The organism is Sporosarcina sp. NCCP-2716 (assembly GCF_023707985.1).
Classification (GTDB): domain Bacteria; phylum Bacillota; class Bacilli; order Bacillales_A; family Planococcaceae; genus Sporosarcina.
On the sequence record NZ_BRCF01000009.1, the window covers coordinates 146094 to 165440 of the forward strand.

At 49.2% G+C, this 19347-nt stretch carries 32 protein-coding genes; 6 read left to right on the plus strand and 26 right to left on the minus strand.

Annotated features, from left to right (window positions below):
• The first annotated feature begins 85 nt into the window (after nucleotides 1-85).
• The 4 genes from NFU03_RS13510 (at nucleotide 86) to NFU03_RS13525 (ending at nucleotide 2436) form a co-directional block, all read left to right on the plus strand.
• Nucleotides 86-727 (plus strand): metal-dependent hydrolase, encoded by a 642-nt coding sequence (locus NFU03_RS13510; protein ID WP_251639482.1) that lies wholly within the window; start codon nucleotides 86-88, stop codon nucleotides 725-727.
• A 147-nt stretch (nucleotides 728-874) separates the two neighbouring features.
• Nucleotides 875-1339 carry a DinB family protein gene (locus tag NFU03_RS13515; RefSeq protein WP_251639552.1) on the plus strand — a complete coding sequence of 155 codons (465 nt, stop codon included), beginning with the start codon at nucleotides 875-877 and terminating at the stop codon, nucleotides 1337-1339.
• 2 nt (nucleotides 1340-1341) lie between these two features.
• Complete coding sequence (locus NFU03_RS13520; RefSeq protein ID WP_251639484.1) at nucleotides 1342-1767, plus strand: HIT family protein; 426 nt, start codon at nucleotides 1342-1344, stop codon at nucleotides 1765-1767.
• A 186-nt stretch (nucleotides 1768-1953) separates the two neighbouring features.
• On the plus strand, nucleotides 1954-2436 hold the full coding sequence (locus NFU03_RS13525; RefSeq protein ID WP_251639487.1) for a hypothetical protein: 483 nt from the start codon (nucleotides 1954-1956) through the stop codon (nucleotides 2434-2436).
• A gap of 55 nt (nucleotides 2437-2491) precedes the next feature.
• On the opposite strand, the gene NFU03_RS13530 is transcribed toward NFU03_RS13525, so the two are convergent.
• From NFU03_RS13530 to NFU03_RS13545, 4 genes are all read right to left on the minus strand, one after another.
• Complete coding sequence (locus NFU03_RS13530) at nucleotides 2492-2986, minus strand: hypothetical protein (RefSeq protein ID WP_251639489.1); 495 nt, start codon at nucleotides 2984-2986, stop codon at nucleotides 2492-2494.
• Nucleotides 2976-3191: a helix-turn-helix transcriptional regulator gene (locus NFU03_RS13535; RefSeq protein WP_251639491.1), complete on the minus strand. Its 216-nt coding sequence runs from the start codon at nucleotides 3189-3191 to the stop codon at nucleotides 2976-2978. The genes NFU03_RS13530 and NFU03_RS13535 overlap by 11 nt, the downstream gene beginning before the upstream one ends.
• A 634-nt stretch (nucleotides 3192-3825) precedes the next feature.
• On the minus strand, nucleotides 3826-4479 hold the full coding sequence (locus NFU03_RS13540) for a VTT domain-containing protein (protein ID WP_251639493.1): 654 nt from the start codon (nucleotides 4477-4479) through the stop codon (nucleotides 3826-3828).
• 124 nt (nucleotides 4480-4603) lie between these two features.
• Complete coding sequence (locus NFU03_RS13545; protein WP_251639495.1) at nucleotides 4604-5479, minus strand: LysR family transcriptional regulator; 876 nt, start codon at nucleotides 5477-5479, stop codon at nucleotides 4604-4606.
• A 304-nt stretch (nucleotides 5480-5783) separates the two neighbouring features.
• Here NFU03_RS13545 and NFU03_RS13550 point away from each other — a divergent pair, with 304 nt between their 5' ends.
• Nucleotides 5784-7214: a YfcC family protein gene (locus NFU03_RS13550; protein ID WP_251639497.1), complete on the plus strand. Its 1431-nt coding sequence runs from the start codon at nucleotides 5784-5786 to the stop codon at nucleotides 7212-7214.
• A 67-nt stretch (nucleotides 7215-7281) separates the two neighbouring features.
• Nucleotides 7282-8694 carry a M20 family metallopeptidase gene (locus NFU03_RS13555; protein ID WP_251639499.1) on the plus strand — a complete coding sequence of 471 codons (1413 nt, stop codon included), beginning with the start codon at nucleotides 7282-7284 and terminating at the stop codon, nucleotides 8692-8694.
• Between the two features lie 175 nt (nucleotides 8695-8869).
• On the opposite strand, the gene NFU03_RS13560 is transcribed toward NFU03_RS13555, so the two are convergent.
• From NFU03_RS13560 to NFU03_RS13660, 22 genes are all read right to left on the minus strand, one after another.
• Entirely contained in the window at nucleotides 8870-9334 is a 465-nt protein-coding gene (locus tag NFU03_RS13560; protein ID WP_251639502.1) for a hypothetical protein, read from the minus strand.
• 46 nt (nucleotides 9335-9380) lie between these two features.
• Nucleotides 9381-9866 (minus strand): tetratricopeptide repeat protein, encoded by a 486-nt coding sequence (locus NFU03_RS13565; protein ID WP_251639504.1) that lies wholly within the window; start codon nucleotides 9864-9866, stop codon nucleotides 9381-9383.
• A 50-nt stretch (nucleotides 9867-9916) separates the two neighbouring features.
• Entirely contained in the window at nucleotides 9917-10369 is a 453-nt protein-coding gene (locus NFU03_RS13570; protein WP_251639506.1) for a hypothetical protein, read from the minus strand.
• A 62-nt stretch (nucleotides 10370-10431) separates the two neighbouring features.
• The gene (locus NFU03_RS13575; protein WP_251639508.1) at nucleotides 10432-11055 is read right to left on the minus strand and encodes an FMN-binding negative transcriptional regulator; all 624 of its coding nucleotides are present in this window, start codon (nucleotides 11053-11055) and stop codon (nucleotides 10432-10434) included.
• A 46-nt stretch (nucleotides 11056-11101) separates the two neighbouring features.
• Entirely contained in the window at nucleotides 11102-11305 is a 204-nt protein-coding gene (locus NFU03_RS13580; protein ID WP_251639510.1) for a hypothetical protein, read from the minus strand.
• 90 nt (nucleotides 11306-11395) lie between these two features.
• Nucleotides 11396-11677 carry a DUF4190 domain-containing protein gene (locus NFU03_RS13585; RefSeq protein WP_251639512.1) on the minus strand — a complete coding sequence of 94 codons (282 nt, stop codon included), beginning with the start codon at nucleotides 11675-11677 and terminating at the stop codon, nucleotides 11396-11398.
• 87 nt (nucleotides 11678-11764) lie between these two features.
• Nucleotides 11765-11989 (minus strand): DUF3953 domain-containing protein, encoded by a 225-nt coding sequence (locus NFU03_RS15790; RefSeq protein ID WP_398290414.1) that lies wholly within the window; start codon nucleotides 11987-11989, stop codon nucleotides 11765-11767.
• Between the two features lie 181 nt (nucleotides 11990-12170).
• On the minus strand, nucleotides 12171-12716 hold the full coding sequence (locus NFU03_RS13590; protein ID WP_251639514.1) for an isochorismatase family protein: 546 nt from the start codon (nucleotides 12714-12716) through the stop codon (nucleotides 12171-12173).
• A 198-nt stretch (nucleotides 12717-12914) separates the two neighbouring features.
• Nucleotides 12915-13229, minus strand: coding sequence for a hypothetical protein (locus NFU03_RS13595; RefSeq protein WP_251639516.1), 315 nt, complete (start codon nucleotides 13227-13229; stop codon nucleotides 12915-12917).
• Between the two features lie 163 nt (nucleotides 13230-13392).
• A complete protein-coding gene (locus NFU03_RS13600) occupies nucleotides 13393-13614 on the minus strand; it encodes a hypothetical protein (protein ID WP_251639518.1) in 222 nt (73 codons plus the stop codon).
• Between the two features lie 102 nt (nucleotides 13615-13716).
• Nucleotides 13717-13935, minus strand: coding sequence for a TIGR04104 family putative zinc finger protein (locus tag NFU03_RS13605; protein ID WP_251639520.1), 219 nt, complete (start codon nucleotides 13933-13935; stop codon nucleotides 13717-13719).
• Nucleotides 13936-14123: 188 nt separating this feature from the next.
• The gene (locus NFU03_RS13610) at nucleotides 14124-14336 is read right to left on the minus strand and encodes a hypothetical protein (protein WP_251639522.1); all 213 of its coding nucleotides are present in this window, start codon (nucleotides 14334-14336) and stop codon (nucleotides 14124-14126) included.
• Between the two features lie 4 nt (nucleotides 14337-14340).
• Nucleotides 14341-14625 carry a hypothetical protein gene (locus NFU03_RS13615; RefSeq protein WP_251639525.1) on the minus strand — a complete coding sequence of 95 codons (285 nt, stop codon included), beginning with the start codon at nucleotides 14623-14625 and terminating at the stop codon, nucleotides 14341-14343.
• A 147-nt stretch (nucleotides 14626-14772) separates the two neighbouring features.
• On the minus strand, nucleotides 14773-15015 hold the full coding sequence (locus tag NFU03_RS13620) for a hypothetical protein (RefSeq protein ID WP_251639526.1): 243 nt from the start codon (nucleotides 15013-15015) through the stop codon (nucleotides 14773-14775).
• 35 nt (nucleotides 15016-15050) lie between these two features.
• Complete coding sequence (locus tag NFU03_RS13625; RefSeq protein WP_251639528.1) at nucleotides 15051-15647, minus strand: hypothetical protein; 597 nt, start codon at nucleotides 15645-15647, stop codon at nucleotides 15051-15053.
• A gap of 46 nt (nucleotides 15648-15693) precedes the next feature.
• Nucleotides 15694-16569, minus strand: coding sequence for a DUF2268 domain-containing putative Zn-dependent protease (locus tag NFU03_RS13630; protein ID WP_251639529.1), 876 nt, complete (start codon nucleotides 16567-16569; stop codon nucleotides 15694-15696).
• 159 nt (nucleotides 16570-16728) lie between these two features.
• Nucleotides 16729-17214 carry a GNAT family N-acetyltransferase gene (locus NFU03_RS13635; RefSeq protein ID WP_251639532.1) on the minus strand — a complete coding sequence of 162 codons (486 nt, stop codon included), beginning with the start codon at nucleotides 17212-17214 and terminating at the stop codon, nucleotides 16729-16731.
• A 3-nt stretch (nucleotides 17215-17217) separates the two neighbouring features.
• A complete protein-coding gene (locus NFU03_RS13640; protein WP_251639534.1) occupies nucleotides 17218-17523 on the minus strand; it encodes a DNA-binding protein in 306 nt (101 codons plus the stop codon).
• 164 nt (nucleotides 17524-17687) lie between these two features.
• Nucleotides 17688-18131: a DUF4181 domain-containing protein gene (locus tag NFU03_RS13645; protein WP_251639537.1), complete on the minus strand. Its 444-nt coding sequence runs from the start codon at nucleotides 18129-18131 to the stop codon at nucleotides 17688-17690.
• Nucleotides 18132-18155: 24 nt separating this feature from the next.
• Nucleotides 18156-18527, minus strand: coding sequence for a hypothetical protein (locus tag NFU03_RS13650; RefSeq protein ID WP_251639538.1), 372 nt, complete (start codon nucleotides 18525-18527; stop codon nucleotides 18156-18158).
• 350 nt (nucleotides 18528-18877) lie between these two features.
• A complete protein-coding gene (locus NFU03_RS13655) occupies nucleotides 18878-19111 on the minus strand; it encodes a hypothetical protein (protein WP_251639541.1) in 234 nt (77 codons plus the stop codon).
• Complete coding sequence (locus NFU03_RS13660) at nucleotides 19101-19262, minus strand: hypothetical protein (RefSeq protein ID WP_251639543.1); 162 nt, start codon at nucleotides 19260-19262, stop codon at nucleotides 19101-19103. The genes NFU03_RS13655 and NFU03_RS13660 overlap by 11 nt, the downstream gene beginning before the upstream one ends.
• Between the last annotated feature and the right edge of the window lie 85 nt (nucleotides 19263-19347).

Below are 19347 nucleotides of genomic sequence, written 5' to 3' on the forward strand. Positions count from 1 at the left end.
TTCCCTTTCACGCGCCGCTCCGGTATACTGATCAGACGGGGCGAATGTACGTTCCAATCTCACATCAAGAGAGGATTCATTCATCATGAAAGGCACTTCACACTTACTGATCGGCACGGCCGCCGGCGCCATCGCCGGATACACAGCGCAGCCGGACGTCAAGACAGCGCTGATCGGCGCAATGATCGGCGGCGTATCGGGCGTCGCTCCCGATCTCGACACGAACGGACTCGCCAGCAATCACATCACCGTCAGCAAAAAGGTGAGCAAATGGCTGATGGAGACGGCCGGCATCGTCATTTTGCTGACGCTCGTCTACCAGACATTCACGGAAGGCTTGAGCAGCGATATCTATCTGTATGGCGGCCTCGGGCTTTTGCTGCTCATCGTCTCGCGCATCATCACGCAGCGACGGATGCTCACCATCACCGGGGTCCTCGTCATGCTCCTTGGATTCGTACTCGGCGAATCAATCGGCATCCTGCTCGCCGGCAGTTACATCATAATGGCATCCTTCCTGCCGCATCGCTCGTACACCCACTCCCTGCTCGGCGTCGCGTTTTACGGATTCATCCTTCATTATTTGTACGCCGAATGGCCGATCGACGGCATGGTTGCCGCCGGACTCGCCGGCTACCTCAGCCATCTCGCCGCGGACATGAAACTGCTGCCGGTCAACCGCCGCGGCGTCAAATGGTTCCTGCCTATATGGAAACAGGAGTTTTGAGTTTAGTTGAAGACCCGCAAGACAAATGGTATACTATTCACAACACTCTTAAAACAGGGAATGAGGGAACTTGTTGTGAAAAAAGAAGAAGTATTCCTGATCGACCGGAAAGAAGGTTTCGGCGAGGAGTTCAGCAAGCTGATTTCAATGATGGCGTATGTGCGCGCGACGACGATTGCTGAGGTGCAGGGACTGTCCGCTGAGGAACTGGATTTCCGTTTCCAGGAAGACGCCAACTCGATCGGCATGCTGCTCGCGCATATGGATTCGGTGGAGCGGTTTTATCAGATCGATACGTTCGAACAACGGGAAGTCACGGAAGACGACGTCCTACACCTGAACCCCGGATTAGAACTGGGAGACACAGCCCGTGAACAAATTCATAGCCAGCCCGCTGAGCATTATTTGCAAAAAATCGAGGACAGCAGAAAGAAGACACTCGACACATTCAGTAAGCTGCCGGATTCCTGGCTGTTCGAACAAGCCCCATTCTTGTATAACGAGCCTACCAATAACTACTTCAAATGGTTCCACGTGTTTGAGGACGAGCTGAATCACCGCGGGCAGATCCGACTGATCAAGAAAATGATGAAAACGTCTGTTGAGGCATAGAAATGAAGGAAATCCCCTTGGAAACCTGCCTGCTCTGCCACCCGGAGCTCGATCCTGAACAGACCATCCTTCTGAGCAACGAGCACTGCCTGTTTTTACAGTTGCGACATGCACAAGATATACAAGGAACCCTTGCCGGAGCCGGAATCATCGTACCCAAGCAGCACAGGGAAACTGTATTCGATTTGACCTCTGATGAATGGCATGACACCTATGCCCTGCTTCATGACGCCAAGCGTCACATCGATGAGATGTATCATCCGCAAGGTTATAACATCGGTTGGAACTGCGGGGAAACCGGCGGACAGCATCTGCCCTATGCACATCTCCATGTACTGCCACGCTACGCGGATGAAGTCCATGCGGGGAAAGGCATCCGGCATCTGTTTAAAGGCGATTCCAACGTGAGAGGTATGACGAATCCTTAATCCACTCATTGAAACCCCTGACAAAGTTTCGGCTGTCCGCTTCCTGACAAAAGCGCGGACAGTTGTTTTTTTTGATACAGATAGCTGTAACTCCTTGGCGGTCGGCCCGTCAAATGGGGTAACTATCGAGGTATTGAAAAGAGTCATTGTAACAGGGCGTCAAAATGGAAGTGAGGAGAGTGGACGATGAAAAGGATACTGATTATCGGGGGCGTACTGACCATCCTGCTGCTCGGCGGCTGTGCGGAAAAAGCAGCTTCGGGGAAATCGCCGCTTGGAAATAAACCGCCCCGCGTAGATATCATGATTGGCGGAGAGCGGTATGAGACGAAGCTCGGGACCTATTGCTGGAGCACCAAAACCTCGGGAATATGTGTTGACACGGCGGGCGCTGTCGATATGATGAAAGGCGAGACTCCGATCGAAGTGCAGCCGGGCGAACTGCTGGAACTGGTGATGGATGAAACACCCGCTCCAGATGAACAGCACCTGGTGCAGTCGCTCGATGCAGCACGTCAAACCGACATACCGCTGAACGGTTCGGCGTTCACTGTACCTGAGGAAGCTGGGGTCTACTATTACGATTACTCAGTGTGGTGGCACGAGAAGGAAAACCCCGAAGTTTCGCTCGGGGATGCCCATTATGCATTTGCCATCGAGGTGAAGTGATAAACCGAACGAGAAACGGCCCATCCCGCAGCAGGATGGGCCGTTTCTGTTTTCATCACTCTGCCGAGACATACGCGCGCATCGTCCGGTAATAGATCCAATACTGCCCCATTGATGCCAGGCAGATGATGACGATGATCCAAGTTTTCGAGATAGGTACAATACAAAACACCGCGATCATGGCAGGCAGCAGAAGGTTAAAATAAGCGTATACTTTCTTTGTCGCACGCTGGGTGAAGGCCTCAAACAATTCATCGTCTTCCATATATTCTTGAGGCTTGAATTTCGCCGCAGTGATCGGATGGTTCGGGTATTCCCTGTTATGTCTCCCAACACGCCGGGCAAACAGGATGATATAAGAGACAAAGGCAACCAACAGAAAGATTGCAATGACACCCGTGACCGTAGTGAAGTTCAATTCAACCTCCAGACCGCCGTCCGAAAACATATTAAAGCTTCCAGCATAGCCGATCACCAGGACAAACCCAATTGCAATCGCGATCCCCGCCATCTGCCAGAGCGGATACGTCAAGCGCATATCATGTTTCATGTTCCTCTTCTCCTTCCAGCCAAAAGATTTCGTTGAGATCACAGTCAAGCGCCCGGGCAAGTTTCAGAGAAAGCGTGACAGACGGCGAAAACTCTCCTTTTTCGATGAATCCGATCGTCTGCCGCGTGACGCCGACTTTCTTTGCCAACTCGATTTGTGTCAGACTGCAGCGGGCCCTCAGTTCCTTCAAACGGTTTTTCAGCATGACGCCACTCCTTTGTTCTAATGTATACTATACTTAACATTATGTAAATAATACTTAACAATATTTCGATGTCTGGAAGAGCGATCGGGCATCTCTTTGGGGTTTCAATGGAAATTAAAACAGCCAGGCCGGATGAAGTTCATCCGACCTGGCCGTTATTCGTTGCAGAGCGAGGGTTGTCATTGAAGGAAAACCTATTTACGCGCGGTACCGAAGGAAATGCGCGTCTTCGCTGTCGTTTAGGCGCCCTCGGCCATGCGTTACGCGCGGTCAGAAGCAATTTACGCGCCGTCCCCCGACATTTACGCGCCTTCACGACACATTTGCGCGCGCTCAATAGCAATTTACGCGCATTCCCAAGTTTACGCGCGCTCAGCAGCAGTTTACGCGCATTCCCAATTTTACGCGCGCTCCCGAGACCAATACGCGCCGTCCCCCGACGTTTGCGCGCCCTCGCAACACATTTGCGCGCGCTCAGAAGCAATTTACGCGCCATCCCAATTTTACGCGCGCTCCCGAGACCAATGCGCGCCGTCCCCCGACGTTTACGCGCCTTCACGACACATTTGCGCGCGCTCAGAAGCAATTTACGCACAAACCCAACTTTGCGCGCGCCCCCCGAGCAACCCCCCCCTCAGCTAACAGACTGTTTGCCGAACTTGCTCTTTACGATGCCGATCAGCGCTGGCAGCACGGAGATGAAGATGATGGCGAGCAGCACTGTCGAGAAATTGTCTTTCACGACCGGAATGTTGCCGAACACGAAGCCGAGTGCCGTACAGATGCCGACCCAAAGTGCCGCGCCGATGACGTTATACATGAGGAAATAGCGGTAGTTCATCCGGCTCGCGCCTGCGACAAATGGCGCGAACGTGCGGATGAACGGCATGAAACGAGCGATGATGATCGTTTTGCCGCCATGCTTGTTGAAAAAGCGTTCGGCCGCGTCCATTTTCTCCTGGTTCACGAACCGGCCGAGCCAGCTGTTCGGCGGAATCGACGTCCCGACTTTCCGGCCGATGTGGTAATTGACCGTGTCGCCGAGCACTGCTGCGACGAAGAACGTGATAATTAGCAACCAAATATGGAACGCGCCGACCGCTGAGAACGCAGCCGCCGCGAATAGCAGCGAATCCCCCGGCAGGAACGGGAAGATGACGACCCCCGTCTCCACAAATACAATTAAAAATAGCACGAGATACGACCAGTTCCCGAACATTTGGATGATATCGACCAAATGTTCGTCAATATGCAAGATGAAACTGATCAACCCTTGAATGAGATTCATCGACCCACTTCTCCTCTAAAATAGAAATTCACTTGAATCGCCGCCTCATGACTGCGATTCTGACAGCGCATCCTCTATGATCCTAGCACACCCGCGCCACTGACCGCACATCTGTCTTTCATTCTCACTCTGCAGGCGGCCGACTTTCCGGTCCGACGAATCCGGTGAAAAATTCCTGAAATACTGGATTGGCCAGCTTTTTCGAGGAGACAATGAGCTTGACTGCATTGTTGGCGGCATATGTTTCGAGCACTGTAATGGCGCCGGACCTGATCTCTTCCTTGATGCGCCCCGTGCCGAGAATGCCGAGATACTCATGATGGAGCACGGCGTTCTTAATGCTTTCATCACTGTTGCATTGAATTGTATTCGTAAAGTTCGTTCCTTTCTTCAAGATCTCGAACTTGATGAACGGCGCGTTATGATCGACGAGAACGGGATACTTCGCCAAGTATTCATCGGCTTTCGACGGATCCCCTGCCACTTTGCTGGAACCGACCAGTACAAGGTCGGCATGATCGATGATCCGGGAAGACAGATCCGCTGTCAGCGGACGGCCGGCCACGATGGCGAAATCCGCTTCATTCAGCACAACGGCCTTCAGCGAATCATCACTGCTGTTGATGGCCTGGACATCCACCAGCACGTCCGGGTATTTCTTCTGGAACCCACGGATGAACGGCAGGAAGAAACGGTCGCAGTATTCATCCAGTCCGCACACCCGGATCATCTGCCGCTCGCCTCTCAGCTCATCCATCCCGCGCTGCAGGATGAAAATCTCGTTCAGGATGCTTTTCGCATGTTCATACAAGTACTCTCCTGCCTTCGTCAGCCTCCTGCGGTTGTCCACTTTCTCGAAGAGCGGCTGGCCGAATTCCTCCTCCAGCAACTGAAGGTGCTTGGTCATCGTCGGCTGTGAGTAATTAAGACGCATTGCAGCCTGAATAAGATTCTGTTCTTCCACAACAATTTGAAACGTCTGGAGGTGCCTGATTTCCATATGACCGCGACCTTTCTCTTGGATTCCTGTATTTCACGTCAAAATAGACGGCAATCTGTCTGTTGTATACGATGGTCCGCTCCCATTATACCTTATCGATATTCAGGTTCTTACTATCCAATATTCCTATTTTGAATATCACTGTATACAAAAGCCGGTAAAATGAAAGCGTTGACAATGATTTTTCAGAAAACATTCAATTGGGGGCCTACTTTGCGATACGAAAGTCCGCAAGCTATACTTCACGCTATTGGATGGTTCGCAGCAAACTGCTGTAAATATAAGACACGGGGGAGTGTTACACATGAGCATGGCCAACCAAGCGAAAGTAAATGAAAGCGCAGACAAAATGCCGAAGAAGAAAGGCGGAGGCGTCAGTGCTTACGTCCTGATGTTCTTCATCATCGCCGCCATCACGGTTTTGACCTATGTCATTCCGGCCGGTAAATATGCCCGCTTCGAGGAGAACGGCCGGACGATGATCGACCCGGCGAAGTTCGAGTACGTGGCAAGGACGCCGGTCGGGCTGCTTCAAATGTTCAACTCCTTCCATCAGGGAATGGTGAACGCCGCTCCGATCATTCTGTTCGTCCTGCTCATCGGCGGTGCGCTCGGTATCATGCAGGCCACCGGCTCCATTGACGCACTCATCCGCTTCACAGCGCAGAAATTCGGCGCACGGAAAAAGCTGATCATCCCGGTGATGGTGCTCATCTTCTCCCTGCTTGGAACCTTGATCGGCTCAGCCGAAGATACACTCGTTTACATTACAATCGTCGTACCGATGGCGATCGCGTTAGGTTTTGACGCCATCACAGGCTTTGCGATCGTCGTGCTTGGCATGCTCGGCGCCGGGTTTACAGCCGGCATCACCAACCCGTTCACGATCGGGGTCGCCCAGTCTGTCGCTGAACTTCCGATGTACTCCGGTATCGGGCTGCGGATTGCGATCTATATCATCTTCTACATCCTGTCGGTCGCGTTCATTCTGAGGCACGTCAATCGGATAGAGAAGAATCCTGAACTTGCGGAGTACGGCCGGTTCAATCCGGATGAAAGCGTCAAGTTCGACACAAATTACAAAATCAGCAAGCGCCATGCCATCTCCCTGCTCGTATTCCTTGCGTGCTTCATCGCATTGATCTACGGTGTCATCAGCCTCGGCTGGTATATCGGGGAAATCGTCGGGATCTTCCTGCTTGGCGCAATCATCATGGGCATCATCGGTAAACTTTCCGGCAACGACATGACCGACGCCTTCATCAAAGGCTGTGCGGAAATGGTGCCGGGCGCGATGATCATCGGGGTCGCCAGCACGATCCTCGTCGTCCTGACAGCGGGCGGCCTGCTCGATACGATCTTGCATGTCACGTCCGGCCTGCTCGACGACCTGCCGCCAAGCATCACGGCGGTCGGAATGGGCGTCGCCAACTTCTTCATCCACTTCATCGTCCCGTCTGGCAGCGGCCATGCATCGCTCGTCATGCCGATCATGGCGCCGCTTGCTGATCTGGTGGGTGTCACCCGGCAGACGGCTGCCTTTGCAACCGTTATGGGTGCGGGCGTGTCGAACCTGATCATCCCTACAGGCGGCCTGCTCCTTGCTGCACTTGGAATGATGGGCATCCCTTACTCCAAGTGGGTGAAATGGATTTTACCGTATGTCGCAATCCAAGTCGTGGTTGTCATCGTGTTCCTGATCATCGCCCAGGCGATTAATTACGGACCGTTCTAACATTTAACAGTTCAACGAAGAGGCGGAATATCCGCCAATCCAACAATCTTACACAGAGGTGAATGACGTGAATTATCGTGAAGCCGTATCGAAAGTCATCGAAGAGAAACGCGAGAAACTGATTGCCGTCAGTGACGAACTTTGGGGATATGCTGAAACCGGATTCGTCGAATTCCAGTCCGCGGAACTGCTCTGCAGGGCGCTCGAAGAAGAAGGGTTCGAAGTGGAGAAAGGCGTCGCCGATATTGAAACTGCATTCGTCGGCAGCTATGGCAGCGGCGGGCCGGTCATTGCCGTACTCGGCGAGTTCGACGCGCTGTCCGGATTGAGCCAAGCCGGTGGGGAGACGAGTTACAATCCCCTCCAGCCAGGCGGCAGCGGCCACGGCTGCGGGCATAACCTGCTCGGCACCGGGGCTCTTGCGGCAGCCATCGCCATCCGCGATCATCTGAAGGAAAACAACCTCGAAGGAACCGTCCGGTATTACGGATGTCCGGGTGAGGAGATCGGCAGCGGCAAGACGTTCATGGTACGCGCAGGCCTGTTCGACGACGTCGACTTCGCCGTCTGCTGGCACCCTTGGTCACGCCATGCCGTCTGGTCCATGGCGTCCCTCGCCTGCTACGAGGTATCGTTCCGTTTCAAAGGCAAGAGCGCACACGCAGCGGACAGCCCGCACCTCGGCAGAAGCGCACTTGACGCAGTTGAACTCATGAACGTCGGTGTCAACTATTTGCGCGAACACGTCATTCCGGAAGCAAGGATGCACTACGCCGTCACGAACACAGGCGGTGTCTCACCGAACGTCGTCCAGGACCGTGCAGACGTCCTGTACTTCGTCCGGGCCCCGCGCGTCGCACAGGCCGAAGAGATCTATCAGCGTGTCTGTGACGTCGCTCGGGGAGCGGCCCTCATGACTGGTACCAAGGTCGAAATCGATTTTGCATCCGCCGCCTCCGACATCCTGCCGAACAATACGCTTGAATCCGTCATGTACGACAACTTCACAGCACTCGGCGTTCCGGAGTACGACGAACAAGATTATAATTTCGCAAAAGCCATCCGCGCAACGCTCGACGAAGCGGACAAACGGAAGGACGTTCTGGCCAACAAAGAACTTGCAGGCAAGGACTTAGCGGATGTCATCGATCCATTCATTCCATCGAACGGCGTCATGCCAGGCACAAGCGACGTCGGCGATGTCAGCTGGGTCGTCCCGACAGTCCAGGCACTCGTCGGCTGCGAACCGATCGGCACCCCGCTGCACACGTGGCAGATCGTCTCCACCGGCAAAACGTCCGTCGGCCACAAAGGCATGCTCCACGCGGGCAAAGTCATGGCCGCCACGGCAATCGAAGTACTCCATAACCCGGAACTGCTCGAAAAGGCAAAAGCGGAACTCATCGAACAGCGCAACGGCGAAGAGTACATCTGCCCGATCCCGCCGGAGATCAAAAAATACAAACTGCAGACGGTATAAGTTAAATAAACAAATGCCCGACCCTCACTTGTGAGGTCGGGCTTTTTGGTGAATTGTAAAGTAAATGCAGACAACCCATCGCACGAGGTGTCTCCTTGCCAGGTGGATCCGCCATGTAACCCGCATATCCAATCCGTTTCCCGAGGATACAGAACGAGTATGTGTCAGGTGATTCTCACTTCTGATTTTCTGAAACAAACTTATTAATCCAATCCATATCGATCGGCCCGTTAGTCACTCGGTAATGCCCCGAACCTGCAATGTAGACAAAATCCTCTAGTATTATGGATTGATCAGAGGATGAATGTCCTCTCTTCCTGACGAACAAATCAGCACCATTTGCGTTGTGAACGTCCGCTTCTGCTGCCTTAGAATCCTCTATCTTTTTCACCTGATATGCTGCCAAAAAGTCTAGTAATTGTTCAAACTGACCATGCTCCTCACTAGTCATCGAGAGATTCTTATCCCCTCGGAGCTCCAGTGAAATTGCTTCTGTATCCGAGCGATCCTCAACCAGTACATCGGCCAAGTTTTTCTCCTCATGGTCGCGTGCCACCTTCCAAACGACGAGTAAAACGACTAACACCGCCGCGAGCAACCAGAGGAACAATGTAAACTTCGATACCTTCATCCCTCTCATGAGCATCCTCCTGACAAGCTTTCAGTCATCGTATAACGAAAGTACGCTAGTTCCAGACCTTGTCCAACTGAGTAGAATAAAATTCAATTGCACCTTTATAACTGACGATGTCCGGGTCAGCAGATGTCTCCGCTACACACTTCAGCAACAGTTCCATCGCCTTGCTGTGCTCTTGCAGATTATATAACGTCATGGCATAGAATATGGGAAGCACTTGGTTAGCAGGAAACACTTCCATCGCACGTTCGAATGTCTTTTTGGATTTCTCATAATCACCCAGTGTTCGATAGGTACTGCCTAATCCTAAATAAGCACCTTGCAGGTCTTCAGAGGACAATCCCAACTCAATCGCTCGTTCGTAAAATGGAACTGCTTTCGCTTCTTCCCCGAGTACATCGAAACTCCAAGCGCACTGATAGTTAACAACAGCATCCTCAGGGAAATCCCGTATCAGTTCCATGAATTGCTCGTTTGCCTTCTGGTGGTCTCCAGCTTCTCGTAAACGGATGGCTTCCTGCAGTCTTTGTTCCATTCTTCCACGTCTCCCGATTTTTCAAATTCCGATGCGGCCTTTCCAGCGCCTTACTCCACCGCGAGCATCCCTACATACTGAGCCTGCCCCTTATCGGCAGCCAGTGCCACTTCGACGACATAGTTACCGGCTTCTGCCGGTGCGGCAAACGACTGGTCCTTTTCATCGAAGGGTAAGGTGACTCGTTCGTCGTTCTGCCACACGAAAATTGTAATACCGTCCAGCTTGAAATCCCCATGGTCCAATGTCAGCTGCACACGCTGATCGGGTGTCAGGAGCAGTTTGTTCTGCTTTACCGCCAAGGCGAAAATATCATCCGTCTTCTTGTTATACTTCTCGTCATACGACCACTCAATGTTCGCTTCTGCTAACTGCTCCTGCTGGGCAGCATCAGCCGGTTGGAGCGTCACAGCAGGCGGTGAAAAATCGTAGTCTTCCCCGATACAGCCTGCCAGCACGAGCGCCAAAAGAACCCCCAGCAATAATTTTGAGATGGATTTCATAGAATTCCTCACTTCTAGCTTCATCCCCTGACTCACACCATGCGTCCCACCTGCCATCGCTATCAGACCATATCTTCCGTCCTCTGCTTCATCACATGTGCGACTTGGTGTGAATGATCGTCCGCTTCTTCTTCCAGCTTATCGATAATCGCCTTGTAATCCCTTTCGTTGCGGTTCTGACTCAACTTATACGCCGCTTGGACGTCTGTCACGTGAATCGTAAATCCGACAATCCCTTTCAACTCTTTTGCGACCAGCTCGGGTGACAGCGTCTCCCACAGCACCGGCGACTCCCGGTGCGCTTCGTATTTGTGCAGCAGTCCCGCCAAATCCCGCTTCAGTTCGTCCTCCGAAAGCAGCCGCGCTTTCCCGTAGACATGCACCGCCTGATAATTCCATGTCGGCACATTCTCCTTTTCATACCAGGAAGACGAGACATATGCGTGCGGACCTTGAAACAGAACCAGCACGCTGTCCGTCGATTCAAGCGTCCGCCACTGACGGTTCCCATAAGCCAGATGGCCGGTGATCGAAACCTTCTCGCCCTCTCGGTGCACTTGCAGCGGCACATGCGTCGCCACCGGCTTACCATCCACGGTCGTTACAACCGTCCCGAACGCATGCTGCTCGACAAATTTCCAAACTTCCTCTGTGTCGTCCACGTTAAAATACTTCGGTATGTACATCTCAATTCCCCCTGGCTTATTCTTCGTGACTTTGTAACGAGCTACTTTATTTTCTAAACTCCCTGACATCCTCGACATAGAGCGCCACGTACCCACAGGACGGACAGACAGCCGCCTGCAGCCTGGATGAAGCATTCTTGAATATTCCGTTCCCCGTTTCGCTCACTTTGATACCATAGAACCCGCCTTCCACCGTCACTTTGCAGTCCTCGATCATCTCGTCCCGGCACTGATGGCACAATCGTTTCATTCCCGTCACTCCCGTATTATAAATTTCACAAATAAAAACGAGCAAGCAGTATGGCTGTCCGATACTGGATAATCTCCAATCTCACTGTAGTTACTGTATTTCGAAAGAGTTCACGCTGAAAAGAATGAAAAACAAAAGGTAAAGCAAAACCAGGAGAATTTGTAGTACTATACCGACAATGCTGCAAGTCAACCCCGCCACCGCCAACCCCTTTCCGTTCTCATTCCTCATCGCAATTTCCCGAGTCGCCATTCTTGAAAGTACTATACCAATAACTCCGAGGATGAACCCCACAAATGGAATGAAGATCGACAGGATCCCCAGTACCAAAGAAACAATGGACTTACTGTTTGTCTCTGTTTTTACATCCACTTTTCTTCCTCCCAGCTGCTTCTGAATGACCTGTTTGACACGCAATCTTTGCCTCGCAATCGTGCCCGATAGTGAATTTCAGTATACTTATACGAAACCTACGATACTTGCGTAAAGTGCGAAACCAGCGCAAACCAACAAAAAGATACCAAAGACTTTATGATTTTCCCGCAACTGCAGGAGACCTAATACTACAAACATGAAAGAAACAAATAACTCGAAATAAGGCATTACAAAATAATTATCTGTAACCAACGTATAAATACTTAAAGTTAGTACAATGGCGGCTAAAATCAGGCTAGTTATTTTCATCCTGTTCAATCCCTTCCAATTCCATGAATATCTGAGTCGAAAAGAAATGATTTGATACTCGTAGTATACTTATCCCTATTTTGGCCCTCTTGCGATACTGGAGCATTTATTGGAGCATTTGTTTATCAAGCAAACGCGCCCCATTGCGGTAGACAACATCAGTTATTATTCCAAAGTGAGATTAAGATTTTAATTCTATATCGGCATATTCTTCTACATATTCTTCATAATCGATAACTTCAATGACATTCGACCAGTTAAGCACTGACCCAACAAAATCACGGATATCTAACCCTGGAAATTCATAGGTACTGTCATCGTTAACTGTAGCCGTTGCATCTTCAATAAAAGTAACCTGAAATCCTCTGTCATATGCAGCAATTGCCGTAAATTGAGGACAATACTCTGTATTGAATCCAGTTACGAAAATATGATTAACACCGAGCGATTGTAGTATTTCCTGCAAATTGGTCTTAAAAAATGCACTTGGTGTACTTTTTTCAATAATATTATCTGCATACTTAACTAAATCCGAGTCAATATTTCCTCCTTCAGAACCATTAGCTATTGGACTTTCACTATTTTCATCCTTGTGACGAATAAAAATAACCGGTTGTTTATTACGTTTAAAATCTTTAATAAGGTTTTCAACCTTTTCTTTCTCTAGGCTGAAATCACCTATTTGTAGAAACCCATTTTGAAAATCTATGACCAATAAAGCTTTCACATTAGCACCCCATTAAGTTTCAAGTATTTTAAATTAACTGTTAATAATATACATTAATATACTATTACCATTGAAATTCGCCTACATCATCATCTTCTACAATTACTTCTTCAACAAAATGGCCCGATTGATGAATGGGCATAATTCCTTGTTTCACACTTGGCCCCAAGTGCGAAACAAGAAAGTAAAAGAAGTTAATTATTGCTGCTCTATGGGCATGGATTTAAGTTCCACTAACTCGATTTCCGCCATATAGAACATTACATCAAGTCTTTTTTCTATATCTTCAGCCATTTTAACAGCTATTTCTCTTTCAATTAATTCTTGGAACACAAATTCCATAGAAAAGTCAGCGTTAGATTGTTCAATCGGATTCATAGCCATAGGCTTAGCTATATTAAAAGCATTAACAAAGGTACCTATGTTAATGATGAATAGTTCGATAAGCTTTTCCTCTAAAGGTGTGAAATCCTTTTTTTTCAAAAACACATCAACTTGGATATTTTTTATCATCATTTACTCCTTTTAAACAGATATTTTAATCAAATCAAATTTTTCGCGCTTGTTACTGAGCTGGCTTAATTGATTAAAAAAATACTAATGGTTCATTGGAATCTGACCTGATTGATGAACGGGCGAAAATCCTTTCCCGTAATCGCGTCCGTTTGTAAAATTTTCAAGCACATCGCATAACGGCTTTGCCATTATCTTTCCTTTTAATCAATACATTTTCATTATCATCCAACTTATACTTAATTCCTTCATTATCAAGACATTCTATTAATTGATCAGTGAAGTTTGAACTGTAAATAAAGTATTCTTCATCCTCTGGGTTGTTACACGCTATTAAAAGCGATGGAATAAATAAAAGAATTAATATATTAGCGATTCTTTTCATCAGCTCAGTCTCCTAATACTAAATTCTTTCTGGTCAATCATCTCTAGCCAGATTGAGGAAAGGGTACAAACCGCTTTCCCACTATCGAGCACGATTGCAGTACTACCATATAGGCTCATCTTTATTGCTCAGCTTAATCTTGAAAAGAAGAAAAGGAACAAAAATTAAACTTAAATAACCCAAGGTAAATAGTTTCTGTGTTTCACTAGAAAGATATTGCCTATTACCGCAATTCGGACAGTCTTTTCCATTCTTAGAAAATCCGAGCGCTAGTATATCTTTACCACTCCACTTGTAATTACAATTAGTGCAACGTGGCATAATGTCCCCTCCTAATTCTACTTTACCAGAATTTCGTAATCCGGCCCGATTGTCGAACTAGCGTAGCTCTTGTTCCAAGAACCACGTCTGCTTAAACGATTCCTCTTTCACAATTCACATGGAATGTCAGCATTAGCAATCCCGTTCCCCGGAAGCATATCGGAACTCATCCAAACCTCCGATCAGCATTACAAATCCACCTGACAATCAAAAAAAGTGATACTGAACAGTGATCGTTCCACTACCGGCAAACCGCCTTGGTCATAACAAGCGTTCGTCATGGCCTGGTTCTCTGTGGACGTGAAGTACATCTGTGCGATCAATAGGAATCCTACGACAATCAGTAAAGTTGAAATGGAAATAGCTGCACCTTGCTTGAGTTTCAAATCTCTTGAGTCCATTTTTTCAATCCTCCTTTTCTTCTTGTTTAAATAATATGTGAATAGCATAGTCAATGAAAAGCCCATAAAGAAACCACAGGATGACGTGCACCAAAAAGCCGGGGAACAGCATTTGCAATCTGTCATGATCATAGAGATAATCGCGATGATTTAGCACTCCCACTATTTGTGCCAGCAAAGGATCGACAGCAAACACGATGTCTTTTGCAGGATTCATCCACAACTCGTTCACATAAAGCATCACGGCTAGTACGGGCAACCAAAAAGAGAGTCGCCTGAATACGGTCATGAGTTATCCTCCCCAATTGTTGCGCAGCTGATCTTCGGAATTTATATGCTGTTCCAGTCAGCCTTGCGAGCAGCCGAATTTAATTACACAGCTATGGAACAAGCAGACCGACTTACTTTTCAGGAGCCAATGCAGTTTCCAAACTGCTTATCGGGCAATTTGTTTGTGATCCCGTCTTTTCATAATGAATGTGCCGAACAGCAGAAGCATGGGTATCCCCCCTAGAAATGACAACGGCGGATTGACACCTGCGAGATACAAGGAAACCGGCAAACTGGCAAACACGGACACCAGCATCGCTTGCCACGAACGTTTCAAGATAGCGAAGGACAGCGAAAAAAATGTGACGACTATGGAAACAGCCATCATGATCGGCAGCAGAATACCCAACACGTTCACTTCCTCTCTTCGTTTTCAGTTTGCATTTACGACAGACGCATCACAAATGCCACGCCTGTCGGTTTCTTTCTGACATGATCGGTGTATTCGGTGAACGTCAAGTCGATGCCTGCCAAGTCGTCTGGCAGCGGCGTGACGATGTAGGTCGTGTGGGAGTATCCGGTCGATCCGCTACCGCTGTCCATCCGGCAATCATAGGAGTCACCGATGGACAGCTCGAATGTGTTCGGTTCGTACTCGTGCGGGGAATCCTGGGTGCCGTCCCAATCAGCATTGAGATTTACGACGCTTGCGTTCTTGTACTGCCGGACAAATGTGACGGAGTACAGGCGATCACCTATCTCCACGGATTGCAAGACGGGCAGATGTTTCCGGAAACCAACCGGGTCGACGCGGGGCCTGAAGTATTCCTCCATCTCCAGCGTGTTGAATAGAGCGCTGACCAATTCTTCGTGCAGCCCATGCTTCTCCGCTAAGCTGGTTATCATTTGTTCAGAAGGGAAGGCCGTATGATCAACCGGTTGTTCCAGCCGTTTCTTCACCAATGCACAGATCTCGTCGTCAATTGGTAACAGGTGCTCTTCATACTCATGCTTTTCACATTCCAATGGGTTTTCCTCCATCGTTCATCCTCCTCCAAAATAAAGTCGGCGTCCTATATGCAGGGGCTCACTGATAGTTATCCACATACTTCGAGTCCTCGAAGATTTCCCGGGGATCTTTGGAGGTCCACTCTTCCACGGACATGTCAGGGTGTTTCTCCAAGTAGGCGCGGATGATTTTGTAGCCTTCGCTATAGCCGTAGGCATGAGGAAGACCATTGATTCCCCCTTGGATCGTTCCGTCGATATCTTCCGTGTAGATGCTGTCTAATTTCGATACCATCTGGTCCCAATAATCCTGGTTGTAACTTTCATCGACTATGTAATAGGTGCTGTTCATGTCCGGATATACGATACTTTCAAACATGACTGCTTGGCCTTCGAGCGCCAGATGGTCAAATAGCGTGAGAGGGGTATCGTCGTCGATATGCTTGCCCAGCCAGACAGTGTGGTGATATTCATGGGCCATTCCTGCCTTGTACGTCCTGTCATATTTACTGTAAAAAACCAATATTTCCTCGGAACCGACTGTCAGCATCTCAGAAGGGAATGCTTCATTTTCCGGGAAAATACAGACATTCGTCTGCTGGTCGGATGGCAGGAGATCCGATGATTTCACAAGCGCTTCCTCGAACAAGTCATTCAATTGCTCGGTGTTCATTCTCGCAATCTGCTTCGTGACCTGTTCATATTCTCGTTTCGCCGGCGTCCACTCCAAGGCGGCTGTGTAATCCAACTGAGCCAGCTCGGCATTCTCGAAGCATGCCTCATTCACAGACTGCAAGACTTCCCGATCGTACAATTCATACGGCGAATCTTTGGGGTTTTCGCTCACTGCAGTGAAAAAGTTATCATACAGCAAGTACGCATGATGGATGCTGAATGCCTGCCCTGTCCGTGGGTTTTTGAAGGTATAGGTGATTGCAGGTTCTTCACTCGGCACCTCGGTCTTTTCAACAGACGGCTTCGGTGGCTGGCAGGCCGTTAACAGAATAACTGCGAGAATGAGCAATGGCCGGATACTAAGCGGTGCAGCTTTTATGTACTCCCTCTCCCTTCTTTTCAGTGTAGATTAAAGTGATCGGACACAGCAGACCTACGCTCACAGAGTCAGGTACATACGCACTGTTTTCAAGACATGCCCATCAAAAAGATCATCGTACTCGCGGACAGCTTCGAATCCTTTCGCTTCGTAAAACCGTTTGCCGATCGTATTGTCTTTTTCCACATTGATATATAATTTCCGTGCGCCGCCCAGTTCATCGAGACCTCGCTGCAGCAGGGCCGTCCCGATTCCATGTCCCTGCCAGTCGGGGTCGAGATAGATGGCGTTCAACTCCGAATGCCCCTTGTCATTCACTGGTGTGAAATCGGCGAATCCAACGATGTGCTCCCCCGCTTTCGCTACGAAGAGAAGGGAGCGTGCCAAACGGGTCGCCAACATCTCATCGCTGTAAGCCGTCTTAAGGAAATTCTCCTGTATCTCACGCGGGATGATCCCTTCATACGTTGAGTACCAGCTGATTTCTGCCACTTCCCGGACGTCCGGTGTGTCTTCTTTTTTCATCTTACAGATGGTGTATTTCATTTGTTAGCGTCCTCCTAATTGTTCCGTTAGCCACTTACGTAATTTCAATTTGGGATAATACACATTATTATTGATGAATACATGTGGAATGTCCGGATATTCCAACAACAAATTCTTGGCGTCTTCTTTAGAAATTCCCATAAAGTGATGAACGTCGCTTTCCTTTATAAGTTCTGGTTCATCGTCATCGTCGAAGAAATCACTCAGATGATCTTTTGCATTCGGATTATTGAAGTTTTTTAGTCCATCCCCTATAAAATAACCGGCAGCTGCAATTGCCAGACCTAGCCAGATGAATTCAACTAACATTCCATCTCCCCTTTCCTTATTCCGATGATCAATTCAAAAATCTAATCCCAGGATAATTATTAGCCCTGGACTATGCTTTCATCACAGAACATTGGGTAACGGATAAGACATGTTCTCCCCATTGAAGATAATATCGATTGTGTCCTGATCGGCACCTGTCGTTATTAGAGTAAATTGAAGTTCAGTATGATTATGAGTGACGCGGTCAGAACAGCCAGTTCGGTTATCGTGACAAGTGCCTGTCTCGGGACTGTTGAGTATTTCCGCTCGATATACGCTTTGATCAGCATCCGGGTTGCGGTGTAGAGGAAGACAGCGATGATGAAGGCATAGGACTGGGGGAAATACGCCACGTTCACGACAAGCACCGCGAACAGGACGACCCAAGTGTAATTTTTCACCTGCTGATCCACCTCGTCAAATCGCTGCTTCACATAGTTTTGCGTGCGGCTCCCCTCTGGTTCCTTTGGAATGCCGAATGCCTTGCGGACGATGGTTTTCGCCGCCCACATGAAGATGGCAATCACGAGGAAAACGACAATATATCTCACTAGGATACCGATCACCTCGGCACCTCCTTCCGCCTGTCCGTTTCTTCGTTTCGTCAATGCCGGAATATCCAGTAAGGCAGATTAGTTCACAATGATCACCGGGTAGGATACCGACTCGCCATTGACCCGGATGTCCATTTTTTCATGCTCCGGACCTGTCGTCAGCTTATAGATGGTCCTTTTACTCTCCCCGCTGGCGGCAGGCGATTCTTCCAATTGGACAATCGCTATGTCATCCTTCGTTTGCAGAGCGGTTTTCACATCCGCGTCCGACTGGAAAACGATGTAGTAGAATCCGCCGCTGTCATTCACGACTTGCAACTGCTCTTCAGGATCGATCGCTTTGTCCACCTTATCCGGAAGATGGTTCATCTCAACTAGGCTTGCTTCCTGCTGTCCACAAGCTGATAAGAGCGCCACGAGCATCACAAGTGAAAATAGGAATTTTCGCATCCCTCCGACTCCCTTTCCGTTTCATAATTCAGAAAACCGAATTCAGACGCAACTCCGGTTGAGCTGTCACTATCTTATTCCACTTCGCGCACGCCGCTTCCACCTCCAGCTGACCAACAACGCCAAGACGGCGGATGCTGTGAGCTTCAAGGCAACATGGTCGGTCAAGGCACTGACGAACGTGCCGCTGACTTTCTGGAAGACGGTCGCTTCCGGTACCCAATCAATCACCTGACCGACACCTAGCATGGCAGGGATGCTCATGAGCAGATATGCGGCAGCGAATATCGCTAGGAGGAGTCCTGGAGATCTGCCGGAAACTTGCGGGTCATCCCCGTCCATGCAATCCCTCATTTCGGTTTCTTCCCGTTTGTATAGTCAATCGGTTTCCAGGCCCATTCCACAAACGCATTCACTGCGAAAATCGCGGCGGCCAGTACGAGATTCTCCACCCAGCGGATCTCCGGATGAAAAAGCCTTCTCACCAGGGTCAGCAGCAAGAAGAAGACGGCGAACTCCATCAGTCTTCCTGTCACACCGGGCGGCTTTTCCCTGAAGAACAGCTGTTTCCAGTTACGGAGCATCCGGTGACTCCCCGGCCTCTTCATCAGCCGCCCGTTCGACCTGGTTCACGCCGCAAAACAGTGCAGCCATGTAGATCGAAATCCCGAGGAACAGACCCGCCGCCAGTAGAAAACTGCCCGTGATCAGGAAGCTGTGGATATAGGTCTTCATCACCATCGTATACGTGTATTTGGCAAGTAGAAAATGTATGTTTCGGCAATTAAAAATGTAGGTCCTTGCCAATCATCTTGTTTTA